The organism is Pedobacter boryungensis (assembly GCF_013204825.1).
GTDB classification, from domain to species: domain Bacteria; phylum Bacteroidota; class Bacteroidia; order Sphingobacteriales; family Sphingobacteriaceae; genus Pedobacter; species Pedobacter boryungensis.
On the sequence record NZ_JABMKV010000001.1, the window covers coordinates 390,548 to 412,312 of the forward strand.

The 21,765-nt window shown below is 33.6% G+C and carries 18 protein-coding genes and 2 tRNA genes; 12 read left to right on the forward strand and 8 right to left on the reverse strand.

All coding sequences use genetic code 11. The annotated features are described in order from the left end of the window. Window positions 1–5 precede the first annotated feature (5 nt). Together HQN85_RS01760 and HQN85_RS01765 are read left to right on the forward strand one after the other, a co-directional pair. Window positions 6–3,518, forward strand: a complete 3,513-nt coding sequence (locus HQN85_RS01760) for an ABC transporter permease/M1 family aminopeptidase (protein ID WP_173268630.1) — start codon at window positions 6–8, stop codon at window positions 3,516–3,518. A 460-nt stretch (window positions 3,519–3,978) separates the two neighbouring features. Continuing rightward, window positions 3,979–4,785 (forward strand): PAS and helix-turn-helix domain-containing protein, encoded by an 807-nt coding sequence (locus tag HQN85_RS01765; protein ID WP_173268631.1) that lies wholly within the window; start codon window positions 3,979–3,981, stop codon window positions 4,783–4,785. 28 nt (window positions 4,786–4,813) lie between these two features. Here the strand turns inward: HQN85_RS01765 and HQN85_RS01770 are convergent, their stop codons facing one another. From HQN85_RS01770 to HQN85_RS01785, 4 genes are all read right to left on the reverse strand, one after another. Further along, window positions 4,814–5,242: an SRPBCC family protein gene (locus HQN85_RS01770; protein ID WP_173268632.1), complete on the reverse strand. Its 429-nt coding sequence runs from the start codon at window positions 5,240–5,242 to the stop codon at window positions 4,814–4,816. A 165-nt stretch (window positions 5,243–5,407) separates the two neighbouring features. Next, window positions 5,408–5,492: transfer RNA gene (locus HQN85_RS01775), tRNA-Leu, on the reverse strand. Between the two features lie 53 nt (window positions 5,493–5,545). After that, window positions 5,546–5,618 (reverse strand) — tRNA-Gly (locus HQN85_RS01780). A gap of 124 nt (window positions 5,619–5,742) precedes the next feature. Continuing rightward, window positions 5,743–6,234: a regulatory protein RecX gene (locus HQN85_RS01785; protein WP_173268633.1), complete on the reverse strand. Its 492-nt coding sequence runs from the start codon at window positions 6,232–6,234 to the stop codon at window positions 5,743–5,745. A gap of 57 nt (window positions 6,235–6,291) precedes the next feature. Here HQN85_RS01785 and HQN85_RS01790 point away from each other — a divergent pair, with 57 nt between their 5' ends. Next, entirely contained in the window at window positions 6,292–8,751 is a 2,460-nt protein-coding gene (locus HQN85_RS01790) for a bifunctional UDP-N-acetylmuramoyl-tripeptide:D-alanyl-D-alanine ligase/alanine racemase (protein ID WP_173268634.1), read from the forward strand. A 9-nt stretch (window positions 8,752–8,760) separates the two neighbouring features. Continuing rightward, window positions 8,761–9,351, forward strand: a complete 591-nt coding sequence (locus tag HQN85_RS01795) for a DUF502 domain-containing protein (RefSeq protein ID WP_173268635.1) — start codon at window positions 8,761–8,763, stop codon at window positions 9,349–9,351. 76 nt (window positions 9,352–9,427) lie between these two features. On the opposite strand, the gene HQN85_RS01800 is transcribed toward HQN85_RS01795, so the two are convergent. Together HQN85_RS01800 and HQN85_RS01805 are read right to left on the reverse strand one after the other, a co-directional pair. Next, the gene (locus tag HQN85_RS01800; protein WP_173268636.1) at window positions 9,428–10,135 is read right to left on the reverse strand and encodes an LOG family protein; all 708 of its coding nucleotides are present in this window, start codon (window positions 10,133–10,135) and stop codon (window positions 9,428–9,430) included. Between the two features lie 106 nt (window positions 10,136–10,241). Next, window positions 10,242–11,750 (reverse strand): sodium:solute symporter, encoded by a 1,509-nt coding sequence (locus HQN85_RS01805; RefSeq protein WP_173268637.1) that lies wholly within the window; start codon window positions 11,748–11,750, stop codon window positions 10,242–10,244. A 123-nt stretch (window positions 11,751–11,873) separates the two neighbouring features. Here HQN85_RS01805 and recR point away from each other — a divergent pair, with 123 nt between their 5' ends. From recR to HQN85_RS01825, 4 genes are read left to right on the forward strand one after another with little or no spacing between them, the layout of a single operon-like run. Then, a complete protein-coding gene (gene recR, locus HQN85_RS01810; protein ID WP_173268638.1) occupies window positions 11,874–12,491 on the forward strand; it encodes a recombination mediator RecR in 618 nt (205 codons plus the stop codon). A 6-nt stretch (window positions 12,492–12,497) separates the two neighbouring features. Continuing rightward, the gene (locus tag HQN85_RS01815) at window positions 12,498–13,247 is read left to right on the forward strand and encodes a phosphatidylinositol-specific phospholipase C/glycerophosphodiester phosphodiesterase family protein (protein ID WP_173268639.1); all 750 of its coding nucleotides are present in this window, start codon (window positions 12,498–12,500) and stop codon (window positions 13,245–13,247) included. Further along, a complete protein-coding gene (locus HQN85_RS01820) occupies window positions 13,247–14,062 on the forward strand; it encodes an SDR family oxidoreductase (protein WP_173268640.1) in 816 nt (271 codons plus the stop codon). Before HQN85_RS01815 ends, HQN85_RS01820 begins: the two co-directional genes overlap by 1 nt. Window positions 14,063–14,082: 20 nt before the next feature. Beyond that, complete coding sequence (locus HQN85_RS01825) at window positions 14,083–14,904, forward strand: alpha/beta hydrolase (protein WP_246249580.1); 822 nt, start codon at window positions 14,083–14,085, stop codon at window positions 14,902–14,904. Window positions 14,905–14,909: 5 nt separating this feature from the next. Here HQN85_RS01825 and HQN85_RS01830 read toward each other — a convergent pair whose 3' ends face one another. Next, window positions 14,910–15,851 carry an ion channel gene (locus HQN85_RS01830; protein ID WP_173268642.1) on the reverse strand — a complete coding sequence of 314 codons (942 nt, stop codon included), beginning with the start codon at window positions 15,849–15,851 and terminating at the stop codon, window positions 14,910–14,912. 202 nt (window positions 15,852–16,053) lie between these two features. Between HQN85_RS01830 and trpD the strand changes: the two genes are divergently transcribed. The 4 genes from trpD (at window position 16,054) to trpA (ending at window position 19,847) form a co-directional block, all read left to right on the forward strand. Further along, window positions 16,054–17,043, forward strand: coding sequence for an anthranilate phosphoribosyltransferase (trpD, locus tag HQN85_RS01835; protein WP_173268643.1), 990 nt, complete (start codon window positions 16,054–16,056; stop codon window positions 17,041–17,043). Between the two features lie 103 nt (window positions 17,044–17,146). Further along, the gene (locus tag HQN85_RS01840; protein WP_173268644.1) at window positions 17,147–17,791 is read left to right on the forward strand and encodes a phosphoribosylanthranilate isomerase; all 645 of its coding nucleotides are present in this window, start codon (window positions 17,147–17,149) and stop codon (window positions 17,789–17,791) included. Window positions 17,792–17,796: 5 nt separating this feature from the next. Then, the gene (gene trpB, locus HQN85_RS01845; protein ID WP_173268645.1) at window positions 17,797–18,978 is read left to right on the forward strand and encodes a tryptophan synthase subunit beta; all 1,182 of its coding nucleotides are present in this window, start codon (window positions 17,797–17,799) and stop codon (window positions 18,976–18,978) included. A 98-nt stretch (window positions 18,979–19,076) separates the two neighbouring features. Further along, complete coding sequence (gene trpA, locus HQN85_RS01850; protein WP_173268646.1) at window positions 19,077–19,847, forward strand: tryptophan synthase subunit alpha; 771 nt, start codon at window positions 19,077–19,079, stop codon at window positions 19,845–19,847. 67 nt (window positions 19,848–19,914) lie between these two features. Here the strand turns inward: trpA and HQN85_RS01855 are convergent, their stop codons facing one another. Beyond that, complete coding sequence (locus HQN85_RS01855) at window positions 19,915–21,753, reverse strand: glycoside hydrolase family 2 protein (protein WP_173268647.1); 1,839 nt, start codon at window positions 21,751–21,753, stop codon at window positions 19,915–19,917. Window positions 21,754–21,765 lie beyond the last annotated feature (12 nt).

A 21,765-nucleotide genomic window follows, 5' to 3' on the forward strand; every position in this document is an offset into this window, starting at 1 on the left:
AATCCATGTTAAAATTCGAACTGAAATATCATTTTAGCCAAATTTCCTTTATCATAGCGGTTCTTTTATTTTTTGTATTAGGTTGTTTCTCTGCTGTTCAGGGAGGTTTTGGTGGGAGTGAAGTGCATAAAAACTCCCCTTATGTAATTACTAATATTGTTGCGCTGTTTTCTTTATTTTCCATATTTGCGGGCACATTATTTAGTGCAAACGTAGTATTAAGAGATAACATTTATAAAATGGAATCTGTAATATTTACAACCTGCGTTAAACGTTTCCCTTATTTTCTAGTTAGGTTTTTAGGCTTATTTGTTGCCGTATTTTCCTTACTTGTCATAACTGTTTTAGGAATTTATATAGGTGGTTTTTTTGTAGATGCTGAAAATCTAGGTGCATTTAAAATTTTTAATTACCTACAACCACTTTTTGTGTTCGGTTTTCCAAATGTGTTATTTTCAATAAGTTTAATTTTTTGCACAGCCATTTTAACTAAAAATGTTCGAGCAATTTATGCAGCAGGCGTATTGCTATACATTTTATACATGGCAGCTTCTATTTTAGGCAATTCACCATTATTAGCAACATCAACACCAAGAGCTGGAACTCCCGATATTTTACCATTTTTAATAGATCCATTTGGTTTAGCCTCTTTCTTTAGTGATACGCGTAGCTGGTCAGATATACAAAGAAATCAACAGTTATTCCCGGTAAAATCGGTTTTTTTAGCTAACCGTTTGCTTTGGTTGTCTTTTAGTGCATTAGTGATTACAATAAGTTATCGGCTTTTTAATTTCAGATTACAAAATCAAAGTCAGTCAAAGCAAAAAGCTAAAGCACAAAAACAAGTTAAACTAATCCCATTTAAACATTTCAATGTTTTCCCAGAGGGATTTTCCTACAACCTATCCACCTTCAAATCACAGTTTAAACTAGAAGTGATCTCCTTATTTAAGCACATCCCTTTTATGGTAATGCTTTTGTTATGGATATTCCTTTTCTCAGTAGAACTAAAAGATTCCATTCTATATGGCCCTTACGGAATTAAGTATTATCCCACAACTGGTGCGATAATAGAAGAAATGCGCTCAATGAAATTCAGCCTAGTGCTGCTTATTTTTTATGCAGCTGAATTAATTGCCAGAGAAAGAACGACCAATATCCAATCCTTAATTTATAGCACGCCCGTTAAAAATTCAACATTATGGGCAGCAAAATGCTTAACATTAGGAGTTTTGGTAATAGTTTTAGTTACCGCAAATATCATCATTGGTATTGCTTTACAAGTGTTCAATGGTTATTTCTCCATCGAATTTCCTACATATCTTTCTTTATATTATTACAGCGCATTTCCACTTTTCCTGTTTATAATCCTCATAGTTTTTATTCAAAACTTAACAACAAATAAATATTTAGGAATGATGTTAAGCATGGTGGTCGTGTTTATAGTTGTTTTTGCCCCAAGATTAGGTATTGAACATTTCTTGCTAAGGTTTGCAACAGTTCCCGATCTTCAATTCTCATATTTTAATGGTTTTGGACATTATTCCAAAGCATTTAATTGGTATATGTTGTATTGGTTTGGCTTTGCTGGCATTCTTTCAGTTTTAACAATAAGTATGTGGCAAAGTAGTATTCAACTGACTTTCTTAGAACGTTTAAAATCAATTCCAAAGTCAATATACAAATCAAAATTAGTTATGCTAACGGCAACACTGATTTGGATTTCTTGCGGTGCATTTATCTACCAACAAACCAATATTGTAGGGAAATATAAAAATAAAGAAGCCCAGGTAAGCTGGAGTATTAACTACGAAAAAAAATATAAACCATTTGCTCAACTTCCTCAGCCAACAATAAAATCAATTAAAACGCAAGTAGATTTATTTACGGATCAAAACAGGTATACAGTAAAAGGAAGTTATCGTTTAAAAAATGAAACCAAACAACCCATTACTAAATTGTTGGTTTATTTGAGGCAAGCCGTAAATCATTTCGAAATCTCTGTGCAAAATTCTACGAAACATGAAGTAGATGCAGAATTTAATCAACAGTTTATAGATTTAAAAACGCCTTTACAGCCGGGCAAAGAAATAAATATGGATTTTTCTTTAGTAATTATACGATCTGGTTTTGTGCCTTTTGATCCTGAGAATACAATTGTTTCAAATGGTAGTTACATCGAATTAGAAAAATTTGTACCTCAATTTGGATACAATGAAAGCATAGAAATAGATGATAACAGATTACGAAAAAATGCAGGATTGCAGCCCTATACAATTTCAAACTCTTATGATAGTATTTATCATTTAATAGATTTAGAAACGACTATTTCTACTGCACAAAACCAACATGTGGTTACTGTAGGTACATTGCAAAAATCATGGCTTGCTAATAATCGCCGCTACTTTAACTACAAAACAACAAAACCTATTAATTTCATGTTTGCATTAAGTTCCGCAAATTATCAACTTAAAAAAGAGAGTTATAAAGGAGTAATGTTAAGTGTGTATTACCAATTTGGGCACGAATACAATGTAAAAACCATGTTTAGCGCCATTAAAGATGCGTTAGATTATGGAAATGCAAATTTCAGCCCTTATCCGTTTAAGCAATTTACCCTAGCCGAAATCCCTCAATATAAAGGAGCTGCAACCGCTTACCCCGGTCTTATTTTTAATGCAGAAAGAATTAATTTCCTAACTAATTTTAATGATAAAAATAAAGTAGACCAAAGTTATGCCATTACCACACATGAAGTTTCACATCAATGGTGGGCAAATATATTAAGTCCGGCTTATGGAAAAGGTTATGCCATGCTTACAGAATCATTAGCTAAATACACAGAAGCTATTCTTTTAGAAAAGAAGTATGGTAAAATGTACCTAAGTAATTATCTCAGAGACGATAATAACATCTATTTCGCATATCACAACCCTAATATGCCAGAAACTCCATTAGCACAAACGATGGGTCAAAATCAAGTTCATTACCAAAAAGGTGGGTTAGTTATGTACGCTACAAAAGAAATTTTAGGAGAAAAAGTAGTTAACCAAACATTAAGTAACTTAATAATAAAACATGCTAATCCAAATACAAGAGCTAAAACCCAAGATTTAATTAGAGCATTATATCGACTTGCACCAGCAAACCAAAAAAAGTTTATAGATGATAGTTTTAACCAAGTGGTAAACTATCAAATGAAAATCAAAGTTTTATCCTGCAAATCACTAAATAACGGAAAGTTTATAGTCGATTTACAAGTAAATATTGGCGAAAATAAACAAGGAGTAAATAAATTGCTTCCGCCAGATATGGATGTAGATGTCGCTTTTTTTAGCAAACCCGAAATAGAATGGGATAGAAATACCAAACCTTTTTACCTAAAAAAACATCGATTCAATAAACTAGAAACAAAATTGACCATAATAACCAATAAAAAACCGAAAACGGTTGCGCTAGATCCTTATGCTTACCTACTAGATGGAAACTTAGCTGATAATAGTCAAGAGGTTAAATAAACTGGTTTATTTTTAATAAAGTTGGTGAAATCAATTTTACATAGGTTGCGGTATATATGCTGAATTAGTCAGTGTATTGGTCAACTTCGAGATTAATTCGAGTCTTGTTCAGATAAATTGCAATTTTGGAAACGTGTATAAATTAAAACCAATAGTTAACCAAAGCCAAACTAGAACTTGACTGGGACTCTACTAGAACATAAGTCGCGGTAAGGTCGCTATAAGGTCGCCTTAATGTCGCGGTAAGCATGAAGAAATAATTAGAAATTGTAAACGGAAATCGTTTTTATATTTGATGGTTTAAATATACATTTTTATGGAATATTTATTTCTAAAAATGCCGAAAGGTTCAGCATGACAGCAAGTAAATTTTTTCTGTCTGAATTTAAACACTTGCTAAATCTTTTTTATCGAATTTTTTTAAGAAATTTATCATTAGATAAGCGGCTATAAATAACTGATGGAAATAAAGCAATATAAAGAACTATTAACTTATTGGCATCAATTTACACACTTTACCAATCGCGTAATTGGGAAAAAATCTACCATCTTAGCTAAAACTACTTTCAATTTAGAAGAGCACCTTAAATTATATCATTGTATTGATAACTTTTTTTATGTACTAGCAGATAGTGTTAATCATACCATTGTTAAAGTAGGAGGTGGGGTAGAAAGCTTAACAGGATATAAGCCTTCGGATTTTGAAGGAAAAGGATATTACAGTACGCTAAAAACACATTCAATTTGGGAAATTTTAAAAATTACCAAGGGCGGAGTAAAATACTTCGAATATCTTTTTAGTAGACCTTTAGAGGATCGAAAGTATATCAAAGTGAATTATACATTCGAGCTTAAAACAAAAGATGGGAAAAGATTTCAATGCATGAATCAAAGCATTCCTGTTTTATTTAATGATGAGATGGAACCGATTTATTTCCTAAATATCATTACTGACATCAGCCTATTTAAAAAGGATAAAAATGTACTGCATTACATTATAGACAGCTCTGATATTCAAAATGTTAAGAGGATAGATATTAATGTAGCCATAGAACTACCAATTAATGAGGGGGAAGAAGAAATAACCAAAGCTGAAAAAAGGGTTTTACGCCTCATAGCTGATGGATTGAGCAGCAAGCAAATAGCTAGCGAACTATTTCTTAGCCAACATACCATTAATACGCACAGAAGAAATATGTTAGAAAAATTAAAATGCACCTCTTCAAGCGAAATGATTAAAAAGGGCATTTTAAATGGCTGGTTATAGCATAATCTATAATACTCTTAATTCATAGCTAAACATTTGCCTCAGCGTATTTCTTAAAATTATCTAAAATTGCTTGCCACCCTCCACGTTGCATTTCTAAAGAATTCATTTCCTCTGGCTCAAATGTTTCTATAATTTGAGTTGTATTACCTAAGCTTTTAAAAGTGATATTTACTTTTCTACCATCTGCAACGGCATATTCTATTAAACTATGTTCGATCACGTTTGTGTAAACACCTTCAAAATCAAAGCTAAAACTGCCATCTTTAGCAGCCATAGTAGTTTTAAATAAGCCATTTGTACGTAAATCATTTTCAGCATGAGGAGCGTGCCAATCATCAGAAGCATGTGCCCACTGTGTAATATGTTCTGGTTTTCCCCAAAGTTCCCAAACTCGTGCTATTGGAGCGTTTACTACGCTTTCTACAGTAATTGTTGTTTTATCTGCTGTTTCCATGTTTAATAGTTTAAATTAATAAGATAAAGGTAGGGCAACATTTTTAAACCCGTTAAGGGTAATTGCGACAAATATGGGGGTGGTTATCAAATAATTGCATTACAATTAAAAGTAATAAAACAAAAAAAGCTATCATTTCTGATAGCTTTCAATTCGATTTGTTCGTACTCGGAGCGGGAATCGAACCCGCACGCCTGTTGAGGGCACAGGATTTTAAGTCCTGCGTGTCTACCAGTTCCACCATCCGAGCTTAAAAGCGATAACGCTTTTAAAATAAATGCCTCCTGGTAGGAAGGCATTTAGAGCGAAAGACGAGATTCGAACTCGCGACCCCGACCTTGGCAAGGTCGTGCTCTACCAACTGAGCTACTTTCGCATTTGCAACATCATCCGATGTTATCCCTTTTGATTGTGACTTTTTAAAGTGCCTCTCTCCGTTTGGGAATGCAAATATAAACAGATTTATATTTCTGTCAAGAAATATTTTATAATAAATTTAACTATATGGTTAAGTTATTGGCTTTCAGTACATCAAAAATTAAATCATTTTCAAAACCTTTGCTTTGAAGGTAGGTAATGAGCTTATATTTCCTTTTCATCGGTTCTTTTTCACTTAAAACACTTAATTTTTTCTCGGCAGTTGCTAACAAATTCGCTAGGTATTTATCTCCATCAATACTATTCAGGGCTTTTTGAATCAATTTATCAGGTACTTTCTTCAATTTAAGTCCCTGCTTAACTTTAATTCTTCCCCATTTCTTGATATTTATCTTACCAGAAACATAAGCCATCGCAAATCTTTCTTCATTGATAAAGTTGGTTGTAATCAGTTCGGATATTAAATCTTCAACTTCGTTTTGGTGTAAACCATATTCATACAATTTATTGCGAACTTCCTGCTGAGAGCGTTCTTGGTAAGCGCACCAACTTTCTGCTTTAAGCAGGGCGGTTTTTTTATCTAAAATGAGTGGCTTATCTTTATGGGTATTCATAATTAATTGTTGAAATTCGTAAAAAAATAACAGCAATCAAGTATTTTTCTTTTTATAATGAGCCAAGAAATTAATTCCATCCAGCGTATTGCCCAAATATTAAAAGCAAATGCAACTCTGCCGCGGCCAGAAACTGTAATAAGAAAGCTGTTGACAGATAGCAGGACAGTAATTGACCCAGAAGGTTCATTATTCTTTGCTGTAAAGGCGCAACGTGATGGGCATGAATTTATAAGTAATGCTTATGAAAGTGGAATTCGGAATTTTGTAATAGCAGAGCCTGCTTATGTGCAAAAATACGCTAATGCTAATTTTTTGTTGGTCAATGATGTGTTAATTGCTTTGCAAACATTAGCCACTTATAACAGAAAAATTAACGATTTAAAAGTAATAGGGGTTACTGGTAGTAATGGAAAAACAATTGTTAAAGAATGGCTCTATCAATTATTAGCTTCCGATTTTAACATCATTCGTAGTCCTAAAAGTTTTAACTCACAAATTGGTGTGCCATTATCGGTTTGGCAAATAGAACCAGAGCATACTTTGGGCATATTCGAAGCAGGTATTTCTAAAAAAGGAGAAATGGAAGCATTGGCTAATATAATCGCTCCAACTATTGGGGTGCTAACTAATATTGGCGAAGCACATGCGGAAGGTTTTGAAAATAAAACAGAGAAATTAACAGAGAAATTAAAGCTATTTAAAGATGTAGAACTGTTTGTATATGCACCAGAATATGTTGCTGATTTAAAGGAAGCTGATTTGCCTGGGAAAACAAAATTTTCATGGAGTACAAGTCAACCTGCAGATTTACATGTTTCTTTTATAGAACCTATTGAAGGCAAAAATTATATTCGAGCTACTTATCAGGATAGAGAAATTGAATGTTTAATTCCCTTTAGCGATAAAGCATCAGTAGAGAATGGAATTATATGCTGGGCAACTTTGCTTGCTATGGGATATACACCAGAAGAGGCAGATCTGCGCTTAGAAAAATTAACGCAGGTGAGTATGCGTTTAGAATTAATTAACGGTATCGAGAATTGTTCTATTATAGATGATTCATATAGCGCAGATATTTCTTCGTTAGCCATCGCATTAGATTTCTTAAACCTCCAAAACCAGCATCCTAAAAAAACATTGATACTTTCTGATATTTATGAAACAGGAAAAAATAACGAAGTATTGTATACAGAAATTTCAGCGTTGCTAGAACAAAAAAACTTAAATCGTTTAATTGGTATTGGTTCAAATATTTCTGCTTTTGCCGATTTATTCAAAATTGAATCATCATTTTATGAAAGTACGCAAGCGTTTATAGATGAACTTCCAGGTATCCATTTTGCAAATGAAACCATTCTGGTGAAAGGTGCCCGTAGATTTGAATTTGGTCGAATAAGTAAATTACTTACCCAGAAAATACACGATACAGTTTTAGAAATTAACTTAAACGCCCTGGCATCTAACTTACAATTTTATCGTTCTAAATTAAAGCCTGGGGTAAAAGTGATGGCAATGGTTAAGGCGTTTTCTTATGGAAGTGGAAGTTTTGAAATCGCTAATTTATTGCAATATCAAAAAGTAGATTATCTGGCCGTAGCTTACGCAGATGAAGGAATTGCACTGAGAAAAGCCGGAATTAGTTTGCCAATTATGGTAATGAGCCCAGAGCCATCTGCATTCGAAGCAATGGTTAAACATAAATTAGAACCTGAGATATACAATACAAGCATTTTAAAAAGCTTCCTTAATTTTTTACCAGAGTATGAAAAGGATTTTCCAATACATTTAAAATTGGATACAGGAATGCATAGACTTGGTTTTGAAAAAACAGATTTGCCAGAGTTATTGGAGGTTTTAAAAAATAACATTAACATAAAAGTAGTATCCATTTTTACACATTTGGTAGCTAGTGATGATGCACAACACGATGGATTTACCACACATCAAGTGGATGAATTTTCTGCTTTATATGCTCAATTAACAGCAGTAATTGGTTATAAACCTATTAAGCACATTTTAAATACTTCTGGAATTACACGTTGGCCAGATGCGCAACTAGATATGGTACGTATTGGTATCGGTTTATATGGTTTCGATAGTGCTTTAGATCATAATGCAGGCTTGCAAACGGTAGCTATTTTAAAAACGACTGTCACTCAGGTTAAAGAATTAGCAGCGGGTGAAACGGTAGGTTATAGTCGTAAGGGTATTTTGCCAAGTGGCGGAAAAATTGCCACTGTAAAAATTGGCTATGCCGATGGGTATAATCGAAATTTTGGTAATGGGGTTGGTAAGATGCTGATTAATGGAAAGTTGGTTCCTACCATTGGTTCAATCTGTATGGATATGTGTATGTTGGATATAACTGGCCTAAACGTAAAAACAGGGGATGAAGTTATTGTATTTAATCACGAGCAAACTATAGTCGATTTGGCGAACCAAATTAACACTATCCCATATGAAATCTTAACCAATATCTCACAAAGAGTTAAACGCGTATATTTTTATGAGTAACTTTGCAATATGAATAGGATAGGAAGGGCGATATTAAATTATCTGATTAAAGGACTATTGATTGTAGTACCAATTTCCTTAAGCATTTTTATTGTTGTTTGGGCAGTTACAACGGTAGATAGTTGGTTAAATATAAATAATATCCTAGGGGTAAATCCAATTACTGGAGCAAATAGGAATATTCCAGGTTTGGGCTTGGGCTTAGTTATATTTATCATTTTAATTGCAGGTATTTTTGTTACCAATTTTGTTACCGAACCAATGTACAATTGGTTTCACAGAATATTGAATAGGTTACCTTTACTCAATTTCATTTTTTCGTCCATTAAAGATTTAACTGAGGCTTTTGTAGGTGATGAAAAGAAATTTAATAACCCAGTATTAGTTGAAGTTGAAGGAGGAATGAAAAGAATAGGTTTTTTAACACAAAGTGATTTAACCAAGCTAGATTTGCCGGGAGATGTTGTTGTTTATTTTCCTTTCTCTTATTCTTTTGCAGGACAAGTTTATATTGTAAGCAAAGAGAAAATAAAACCTTTAAAAATGACTGCTGCTGATGCGATGAAATTAGTAGTAAGTGGTGGAGTAAGTCATTTCTAATAGCACATTAGTTTATAAAAAAAAAGAGCCGAAATTAATCGGCTCTTTGTATGTACAGAAAATTTTAAAACCTGAATTAAAAATTCGGCTTTAAAACATATTTATCATAGAATCTAAAGATGTGTTCTGCCGCATCTTCAGCAGTATCTACTAACCTAAATAAGTTTAAATCTTCTGCATGAATATTATGTTCTTTTTCTAACATGGTTGACTTAATCCATTCTACCAAACCTCCCCAATACGCTGTTCCTACTAAAACGATTGGGAAACGAGCAATTTTACCAGTCTGAATTAAGGTAATCGCTTCAAATAATTCATCCATTGTTCCCATCCCGCCAGGTAATACAACAAACCCTTGAGAATACTTCATAAACATTACTTTTCTAATGAAAAAGTAATCGAATTCTAACAATTTATTATGGTCAATGTACTTATTATGGAATTGTTCAAAAGGTAAATCAATATTTAAACCTACAGATTTTCCTCCGTTCATGTGAGCTCCCTTATTTCCAGCCTCCATAATACCTGGTCCACCACCTGTAATCACGCCATAACCACGTTCAGTTAATAAACGCCCACATTCAACCGCAATTTGATAATACGGATTAGTTTCTGCAGTACGAGCAGAACCAAAAATACTAACACATGGCCCAATTTTGGCTAATTTCTCAAATCCATCTACAAATTCTGCCATGATTTTAAAAATCTGCCAGCTATCGGTTACTTTTATTTCTTGCCAATCTTTATTTGCAAAAGCACTTCTTATCTTTTCTTCACTTGTCATTCTTCGTATATTTTCATTATTAGATATTTGTTCATCCGTTCAATTGTTCATTTGTGTTAATCATCAAGGTCTAATGAACCAATGATGCTAATGAACTAATGATTGTTTAAAACTTTGTTTGTTGATCTGTTTTTTTACTGATCAGTAATAGACCTAAAAGAGTTATTAATCCATTTACTAAAATAAGCTCAACACTAAAAACATAGCCACCTAATAATTCTTTAGAATATGTAGCAAGTAGGTAGCATAAAAATGGAGCTATAATACAAACGATTGGAACTAATTTATCGTGTAATCCTCGGTTTCTTACAAATAAACCAAACGAATATAAACCTAATAATGGTCCATAGGTATAGGAAGCTATTTGGAATATTAAGCTCACAACCGAAGAGCTATTTAAAGCATTGATTACTAAAATTACTAAGAACATTAAAATAGAGAATCCCACGTGTACCATGTGACGTTTTTTAACTGCATCATGTTTGTCTAGGTTTTCTTTTTTACTCATGCCTAAAAAATCTACACAGAATGAGGTTGTTAATGCCGTTAGAGCGCTATCTGTTGTAGCAAATGTTGCAGCGGTTAAGCCTAGCATAAATACAATTGCTGGTATTGTAGTTAAATGGTTTAAGGCAATTTCTGGAAACAAGAAGTCTGTACGTGGTTTACCAGTAACATGATCTAATGGAATTTCAATGCCATTTCTAGAAGCGTAAACATATAGTAAAGCGCCCACACTTAAAAAGAAGATATTTAAAATCACAAATACCCCAGTGAAAGTAAACATGTTCTTTTTTGCTTCACCGATTGTTTTCATGCTTAGGTTTTTCTGCATTAAATCTTGATCCAATCCTGTCATAGCAATGGTTACAAAAATACCTCCGATAAATTGCTTGCTCAGATAAAATTTGTTGGCTAAGAAATCATCTAAGAAGAAAATTTTAGAATAGCTACTATTTTTAATTGTTTCAAATGCTTGAGAGATGCCTAGATCTAAACTATTGCAAACAAAATAAATAGTTAAAAATACAGATAGCACTAAGAAGAAAGTTTGCAGTGTATCGGTAATAATGATTGTTTTTAAACCGCCTTTAAAAGTATAAGACCAAATTAAGCCTAAAGAAATTAATACGGTTGCCCAAAATGGAACACCATAACTATCGAATATAAAACGTTGTAAAACAATAACAACTAAATATAATCTTGTAGCAGAACCTAATGTACGACTCAACAAAAAGATTGATGCTGCGGTTTTGTAGCTATAATGGCCTAATCTTTTTTCTATGTAACTATAAATAGAAGTTAAATTCATTCTATAGTATAGTGGTAAAAGCACAGTTGCAATAATGATAAAGCCAACTGCATTACCTAAAACAAATTGGAAATATTGAAATTGATTACCATTTGGTGAACCAACTTCTCCAGGAACTGAAATAAAAGTTACTCCAGATAAAGCTGTTCCTATCATTCCGAAGGCTACCAAATACCATTTTGAATTTTTATTGGCTAAGAAGAAGGTAGAATTATCTGATGAATTTTTTGAAGTAGCAAAAGCGATAATAATTAAAACAGCAAAATAGCCGATTAGAAAACAAAGTAGTATAGTTGGACTCATAATTTATATTTAGCTGTTAAATGTAAGAATTTACAATTTTAAATCAATTGTTGAAGAGAAAATAAATAGAAGAGATTTGATTATCAGAGGTTGATGGCCGTCTTTTTTTGTTATTTTTGTAAGATGAACTTTTCTTCTCAACTGCTTGAAGATGCAGTAAATGAATTTGCAAAATTACCTGGTGTTGGGCAAAAGACCGCATTGCGTTTGGTTTTACACTTATTAGGTAAAGAGCAAGAAGAAGTTTCCCATTTTGGCAAAACGCTAATCAGACTAAAAGAGGAAATTAAACACTGTAATATTTGCCATAATATTTCAGATCACCATACTTGTAGCATTTGTACTGCTGTGAAACGTGAAAAAGAAGTTATTTGCGTAGTAGAAGATACACGTGATGTAATGGCGATAGAAAATACCAATCAGTTTTTTGGCGTTTACCATGTTTTAGGAGGCTTAATTTCTCCAATGGATGGTATTGGCCCGTCAGATTTGTTTATAGATAGTTTAGTGCAGCGTGTTGCTACAACGCCCGTAAAAGAAATTATTTTAGCTTTAAGTGCAAATATGGAAGGCGATACAACGCTTTTTTATCTACATAAAAGGTTAAAAGATTTTCAAGTTCCTATTACCACAATTGCTCGTGGTATCGCCTTTGGCGGAGAATTAGAATATGCAGATGAAATAACGTTAGGCCGTTCTATTTTAACTAGAATTCCATATGAAGGCTCTTTTATTAAATAAAATCTGATGAAGAAACTAGCTGTTTTTGCATTATTAATTCTATTCACTAGCCCAGGCTTTGCACAGGTTAAAATCCATTCTCATAACGATTATACGCATGAGCAACCTTTAACAGAAGCCTACGCTAATAGAGTTTATGAAATTGAAGCGGATGTTTTTTTAATTCAAGATTCACTAATTGTTGCGCATAGCAAAAAAGATAAAAACCTTACAAGAACACTTGGATCCATGTATTTATCGCCTATTGCTCAATTACACAAAGACAAAAGCACAAAGTATGGTTTCTGTTTAATGATTGATATTAAAGATAATTGGGATTTAACGTATCCTGCATTGCGGAAAGAAATAGAAAAATACGGGGCTATTTTCGACAGAAGTGAACATAAAAACGCAATTCAAATTGTAATTAGCGGTAATAGACCAGCTGATTCCACTTTCCATTCGTATCCCAAATGGTTATTTTTTGATGGTTTACCAAACATCAGGTATGCTAAAAAAGATTTAAAACGCGTAACCATGATTAGCGATAATTTTGCAACTTACTGCAAATGGAAAGGGAATGGAGAAATTCCTACGGCAGATAAAGCAAAGCTCAAGAAGATAATTGATCAAGCTCATTTACTAAATAAACCAATTCGTTTTTGGGGAGCGCCTGATACTAAAGAATGTTGGCAACAACTACACGATTTAGGCGTAGATATTATAAATACAGATAAAGTAAGTGAATGTAAAACCTACTTTGAACAACATAAATAATGGATTTTAAGAATAAAGTAGTCATCATTACTGGTGCCTCATCAGGCATTGGTAAAGCACTAGCAGAAGAATTAGCGAAACGTGGAGCAAATTTAGTTTTAGGCGCCCGTCAATACGTCACACTTTGCGAAATTACAGCAGAACTGGAAAAAAACTATCAAATTAAAGCATTAGCTGTACAAGCTGATGTGAGTAAAGAGGAAGATTGTGCAGCATTAGTTGAACAAACTCTCCACACTTTTGGTAAAATTGATGTGTTAATCAATAACGCAGGTCTATCTATGCGTGCTTTATTTAAAGATTTAGATTTATCGGTACTGAAAAATCTAATGGATGTTAACTTTTGGGGAACTGTTTATTGTACAAAATATGCTTTACCAGAAATTTTAAAAACCAAAGGTAGTATTATTGGCGTATCTTCTATTGCTGGCTATAGAGGTTTACCAGGTAGAACTGGTTATTCATCATCAAAATTTGCTATGAATGGTTTTATGGAATCGTTGCGTACAGAATTATTAAAAACAGGAGTACATGTAATGGTTGCTTGCCCAGGTTTTACGACCTCGAATATTCGTGTTGCCGCTTTAGCGAAAGATGGGTTGGCACATGGTGAAACCAGCATGGAAGAAGGTAAAATGATGACAGCGGAAGAAGTAGCAGTTAGAATTAGTGATGGGATTATAGCTAAAAAACGAACGCTAATTATGACAGGACAAGGTAAGCTAGCGGTTTGGGTAAATAAATTATTTCCTGCATTTGCTGATAAAAAAGTTTTTGAATTATTTGCAAAAGAGAAAAATCCGTTGATAAAATAATGCATTTTAAATTAATACTTATGATTTTCGCTTTCCTGGGTCAGATTTTTACTGGCTCTGCCCAAATACGTGTCGAAAAAAATATGAATTATGCAGGCAACGCAGATGAAGCAAATACTTTAAATATCTACCATAAAAAAGGTGAGTTACAAAATCAGGATGTTATTGTTTTTATACATGGGGGTTCTTGGAGCAGCGGTAAAAAAGAAACGTATTGGTGGTTAGGTAGAAATTTAGCTAAAAATAACATCGTAACTGTGGTAATTAATTATCCTTTAGCGCCAAATGCTACGTATAAAGAAATGGGTATGGCGAGTGCAAAAGCTGTAAAATGGGTTAAAGATAGCATTGCAAGTTATGGAGGTAATCCAAATCGTATTTTTGTAATGGGACACTCTGCAGGAGGCCATTTATGCGAATTAATTAATGCAGATCCTCAGTTTTTTAAAGCTGTAGGAATTACTAATCCAATAAAAGGTGTGATATTAGATGATCCCTTTGGATTAGATATGGATGAATACTTAACCAAAGCAGACAAAGACGAAAACTATACCGATTTTCTAAGAACGTTTAGTACAGAACAAAAAACATGGCAATTAGGTTCACCTTTGTTCTACGTAAAAAATATTACAAATCCACATCTTCTTTTTTATGGAAGTAAAACCTATGAAGCCATACAGATTCAATCTGAAAGAATATATAAAACATTAAAAGATCAAAATGTGCCTGTAAAATTAGAGGTAATAGAAGGTAAAAAACATGTAGGTATGATTATCCAGATGGTTTTTGGCAGTAATCGATTATATATGAGCATTACTGATTTTTTGAAGGAAACTCAGTAGTTTTTCTATTCGAGTATTTCGATAGCACTTAGTTTATCGTAATCTAATACCATCCTTCCTTCATCATTGTGGAAGAACATCTTTTGGAACTTTGCATTCATTTCAATTTCCTCGTCCTGATAGCTGATACGAGTATGTATCGTTTGTGAAAATGTATCATCGAAAGATTTCATAATCACAAATATCTCTGTTTCTGCGACTATTAAATCCGCTATTTCCTTTTCAAAAAGAGGGCTATTTTCAGTTATAGGATGTACTAAAGTCCAGTTTAAAGATAATATGCTGATTTTATCACGTTCCAATTCTAATGGATAAAAACTTCTGGTCTCTTTTCCTTCTATAGTTTCATTGAATGTTAAATACATCTGCGCTTCGAGATCTATTAATTGGTTTCTTCTTAAATTCACTAATCTGCACATTAAACCTTTGCCATCTTTATAAGGTGCAATCACCATTTTTTTACTGAATTTGATTTTAGAGGTAGGCCTGCTGAAACGACCATACAATAAACCTGTTGCCAAGGCAAATGCGAGCAAGCCGAGCATACTTTCAAAGGCTGCTAAACAGCTTGTGATAAATCCTTGCGGAGAGATATGTCCATATCCAACTGTAGAAATGGTTTGTGCAGAGAAAAAGAAAGCATCAAAAAATTGATCACGTGGGGTTAGACCTTTTGCTCCATTCAAGTTTTCAATACCTATTAAATTATATGCTAACGCGAAGATGGTATTTACAATTAAATAGGTAATTAAAATAACCACAAAAAATCGGCTCCAGCTCATGGTAACCAAACGAGTATAAGTATCATCAAATTTAAACCAAGGTAAACCTGTACGTTCAATGTTAGCAGTTCCATCTGAATTGAGCATGCGTTGGTTTTTTATAATTGGAGTAGATCCAAAGCCTAAATCATCATCTTTTTGATGTTTTCGTTTGATAAATGACATAATTCTAAATTATTTTGAGAAACATTTTGCAAATAATAAAAACTATTCCATATTTGTGACAGAATGATACAGATAAACGTAAATAAAAATTGGTGGTGGCATAACGCAATAGCGTGATGTAACCTTTTTTTGTACGTTTTATTTTTTATAAAAATATAGTAAAGGTTGCTTGTAAAAAGGCAACCTTTTTTGTTTTATACCCATGAAGAAAATACTTAACCACTTATTCGAAAACAAAACCTTTAGCAGAGAAGAAGCACAAAAAATCTTGACTTCTATTTCTTTAGGAGAGTTTAATACTTCACAAATTGCTGCCTTTATTACGGCTTACGGGATGCGAAATATCACTGTAGAAGAACTACAAGGCTTCCGCGATTCAATGTTAGATTTATGTTTAAAGGTCGATTTGTCAGACTATGAATTAGTTGATCTTTGCGGTACAGGTGGAGATGGAAAAGACACCTTTAACATTTCTACTTTAGCATCTTTCATTGTTGCAGGTGCAGGTCATAAAGTAGCTAAACACGGTAATTATGGAGTTTCTTCAGGCTGCGGTTCAAGTAATGTAATGGAATATTTAGGCTATACTTTTACCAATGATGAAACTATTTTAAAACGTAGTTTAGATGAAGCAGGTATTTGTTTTTTACATGCGCCATTGTTTAATCCTGCGATGAAAACAGTAGCTCCGATACGAAAAGAATTAGGTGTAAAAACATTTTTCAATATGTTAGGACCAATGGTAAATCCGGCGCAGCCGAAAAACCAAATAGTAGGTGTGTTTAGTTTAGAATTGGCACGCTTATATGCTTATTTATATCAGCAAACTGAAAAAAATTATACGATTATACATGCTGTGGATGGGTTTGATGAAGTTTCTTTAACCTGCGATTTTAAAACATTCAGTAAAAAAGGAGAGGCATTAAATAAAATAACAGATTTAGGTTTTGAGGAAATCAGCGAAAAGGAAATTCAAGGTGGCGATACAGTTGAATCATCTGCAGAAATTTTTACCAATATATTAAATGGAAAAGGAACTGATGCACAAACCAATGTGGTGCTATGCAATGCCGCATTAGCAATTCAAACCATAAAGCAAGGTAATACTTTCGCCGATTGTTTCTATGAAGCCGAAGAATCATTGATGAATAAAAAAGCGTTACAAAGTTTTACAAAGTTGATAGCTGTTTAATACGTCATTGTGAGGAGGTACGACAAAGCAATCTTAATGCGAAATATGTAGATTTTATGCTTTACAATTGCCTCATGCCTCGCAATGACGATAAGAAAATATTATGAAATTGAAAATAAAAGTGTGCGGAATGACTCAAGCAGCTAATATTGCTGCCGTGGCAGAATTGCAACCAGACTATATTGGTTTTATTTTCTATGCTAAATCTCCACGTTTTATTAGTGATATTTCTGCAGAACTGATTAAATATGTGCCATCAACAATAAAAACAACTGGTGTTTTTGTAAATGAAGATATAGAAACTGTTAAAACCTACATCTTAAAATACAACTTAAAAGCGGTACAATTACATGGACAAGAAAGTACAGCATATTGCAATGAAATAAAATCCACAGGTGTGGAAGTAATTAAAGCTTTTGGTATAGATGAAAACTTTGATTTCTCTCAATTAGAAACATATTTAAATGCTATCGATTATTTTTTATTCGATACACAAACACCTGCTCATGGCGGCTCTGGTAAAGTATTCGATTGGAAATTATTAGAAAAGTACCCATTCGATAAACCATATTTCCTAAGCGGAGGCATTGATTTATCTCATGCAAGCATATTGAAACAAATAAATGATCCAAGGCTTTATGCTATAGATGTAAATAGCAAATTTGAACTTGAGCCTGGATTAAAAGATGTTGAAAAATTAAAAGAATTTATTACTGTTGTTAAAAACAATGGTAGAGTAAAGCAATAATAATTATGAGCTATTTTGTAAACGAGAAAGGGTATTACGGAGATTTTGGTGGAGCGTACATTCCTGAAATGTTATATCCAAATGTGGAAGAATTAAGACAACAGTACTTGTCAATTATTCATGAAGAGAGCTTTCAGCAAGAGTTTAAAGCGCTACTTAAAGATTACGTTGGCCGCCCATCACCATTGTATTTAGCTAAACGTTTATCTGGAAAATATGGTGCAAATATTTTTTTAAAGCGAGAAGACTTAAACCATACAGGTGCGCACAAAATAAACAATACCATCGGACAGATTTTACTTGCCGAACGATTAGGTAAAAAACGTATCATTGCCGAAACTGGCGCTGGTCAGCATGGAGTAGCAACAGCAACAGTTTGCGCTTTACGTGGTTTAGAATGTGTAGTGTATATGGGAGAAGTTGATATCAAACGCCAAGCGCCAAACGTAGCACGTATGAAAATGTTGGGAGCAAAAGTTGTTCCTGCAACATCGGGTAGTAAAACCTTAAAAGATGCAACCAACGAAGCGATGAGAGATTGGATTAACAATCCTGTCGATACCCATTATATCATCGGTTCGGTTGTTGGCCCTCATCCATATCCAGATATGGTTTCTATTTTTCAATCTATAATTTCCGAAGAAACTAAGAAACAATTATTAGAGCAAACAGGTAAAGACCAACCCGATTATGTAATGGCTTGTGTAGGTGGTGGCAGTAATGCTGCTGGTATGTTCTATCATTTTATTGATGATGAAAGCGTAAAATTAATTGCTGTAGAAGCTGGTGGTAAAGGTGTAGATTCTGGTTTATCAGCTGCTACAACATATTTAGGTAAAGAAGGAGTTTTGCATGGCAGCAGAAGTATTTTAATGCAAACACCAGATGGACAAGTAGTAGAACCACATTCGGTTTCTGCGGGATTAGATTATCCTGGTATTGGACCACAACATGCACATTTATTTAAAACCGGTCGTGGCAAATACGTTTCTATCACCGATGACGAATCACTAAATGCTGGTTTATTGTTAACCCAATTAGAAGGAATTATTCCGGCAATTGAAAGTGCCCATGCCTTAGCTTATCTAGAATACATGAAATTTAAGGGGGGCGAAAATGTAGTCGTTTGTTTATCCGGTAGGGGAGATAAAGACATGGAAACCTACATGAAGCATTTTAATTTATAAAATAATTCGTCATTGCGAGGTACGAAGCAATCTTAAAACGATTTAACTTTTGCAGGAAATTACTTCATAAAGCTCGCAACAACAGCAACAATAAAATTATGAACAGATTACAACAACTCTTCCAAAATAAAAAGAAAGATATTCTTTCCATTTACTATACAGCTGGTTACCCGAATTTAAATGACACTTTACAAATTGCCGAAGCTTTAGAAAAAGCAGGTGCAGATTTTTTAGAAATAGGTTTCCCTTATTCAGATCCTGTTGCCGATGGACCAATTATACAAGCTAGTAGTAAGCAATCTTTAGATCAGGGAATGACCTTGCAAATATTGTTTAGTCAGTTGAAAGATCTCCGTAAAACGGTAACTATTCCAATTCTATTAATGGGCTATGTTAATCCTGTTTTACAATTTGGAGTAGAAAATTTCTGTAAAGCTTGTGCTGAAATAGGAATAGATGGTTGCATTATTCCCGATTTACCAATGTATGAATATGAAGAATTATATCATAGCTGTTTCGAGGAACATGGTGTGAGTAATATTTTTTTAGTTACACCTCAAACTTCCGAAGAGCGTATTCGTAAAATAGATGGTTTAAGTAATGCCTTTATTTATCTTTTATCATCAGCAGCTACTACAGGTAAAAACCTTGATGTTTCAGCAAACGCTAGAACTTATTTTGCTCGTATTAAAGCAATGGATTTAAAAAATCCTTTAATGATTGGATTTGGAATTTCTGATAAACAAACATTTGATGCTGCAAACGAATATGCTAGTGGTGCAATTATAGGCAGTGCTTTTGTAAAATGTTTAGCTAATGGTGATGTAGAGAAAAATGTAAAAACGTTTATGAAAGAGTTTAGAAACTAAGCTTCAATAGAGCTAAAAGTTATAATCTATCTTTATTTGATAAATTATAACCTTTAGTTCAATATCATTATTTCATTTGTACCAATGCTGGATTAAACACCTTAGCATTTGACTTAAAAATTGCCGAAGGCACTTTAATTACTTTTCTATCGTAAGTAATTAATCCATTTACCTCAACTTCTACATCAGTTGTTTGGGTATAAACTGCGGCAGAAAGTCCCAATGGAATAAGTTCTGTTAAACGTGTGGTAAACAAATCGTATTTGGCAAACAATTCATCAGCAGTTTTAAAACTCTGATAACCCCAATTATTTTTCTGTTGCCAAGTATTTCCTTCTACCGGAAGTCCTAAACCACCATATTCGCCTAAAACCAATATGCTCGTTTTTCCAAATAAATCTGGTCTAGGCATTGCAGGCTGCGGGTAACTATGAATATCAGTAAAATGACCAGTATTAAAAAAATTCCCACCACTAGCACTATTTACTAATCTAGAAGGATCTTTCTTCATTGTCCATTCTGTAATTTCTACCGTTTTGAACTGACCCCAAGCCTCATTAAAAGGAACCCAGACTACTATTGATGGGAAATTATGCAATGCATCCATAATTGCATTCCATTCTTTTTTATAATAACCTTCAGATTCAGAAGTCCGATTTTTATCAGTTTCATTATTAATTGTTCCAGGATTTGGGTTCCAGCCATTACCTAAATCTCCACTTGGCATATCTTGCCATAATAACATTCCCGCTTTATCACAGTAATTATAATACCTAGCCGATTCTACTTTAATATGTTTTCTGATCATATTAAAACCCATTTTCTTCAACTCGTCTATATCAAATTTCATGGCTTCTTCTGTTGGAGGAGTGTATAAACCATCTGGCCACCAACCCTGATCTAAAGGACCAAATTGAAATAAGAATTGATTGTTCAGCAACATTCGTTTTATTCCTTTGGCATCTGTTCCGACAGAGATTTTCCGCATTGCGAAATAACTAGTTACTTGATCTATAGTTTTATTATTTCTAATTAAACTGATGCGTAAATCATACAAAAACGGACTTGTCGGCGACCATAATTTCTCATTATTCAGTTTAAGCACAATAGCATCAGCAGTTGCTGAAGTATTTTCGGCAATTACCTGATTTCCTTCAACTACTTCCACTTTAAATTTATCGGTTGGTTGCGTAGCGCTAAATGTTCCCGAAACAGTTATGGTATGCGCATCAATATCTGGTGTTTGTTTAGTAGCAACAATATAACTTTCCGGTACAGCTTCAAGCCAAACGGTTTGCCAAATCCCTGTAACTGGTGTATACCAAATGCCATGTGGCTTTTTTACCTGTTTGCCTCTTGGTTGTGGACCATCATCTGTTGGATCCCACACACGAATTTTAATTTCTTGAGTTGCTCCTTTTTTTAATGCCGAAGTAATGTTGAAACTAAACGGATCAAATCCACCTTCGTGTGTACCTACGCTTTTGCCATTTATAAAAACTTCTGTTTGCCAATCTACAGCACCAAAATTTAATAAAACTTGTTTTCCTCGCAATGCAGATGAGATAGTAATTTCATTTTTATACCATAGCACACTGTCTTTTCCAACAGTTTTTTGAACGCCAGACAAAGCCGATTCGACTGCAAATGGAACTAAAATCTTTCCATCATACTTAGTTGGAGTTTCATTTTTTGGCACAATAGCATATTCCCATAAACCATTTAAATTTTGCCAGTTGTTTCTTACTAATTGCGGTCTTGGGTATTCTGGTAATGGCAAATTAGGGTTTACCTGCGTTGCCCATGGAGTTAAAATCTTATCATTTTTGAGTTTCCATTGAGATTGGGCATGTAATTGCACAATAAATAATGTCAAAATCGCTATTAAAAAGCATCTTATCTGCATAATTGTATTAGA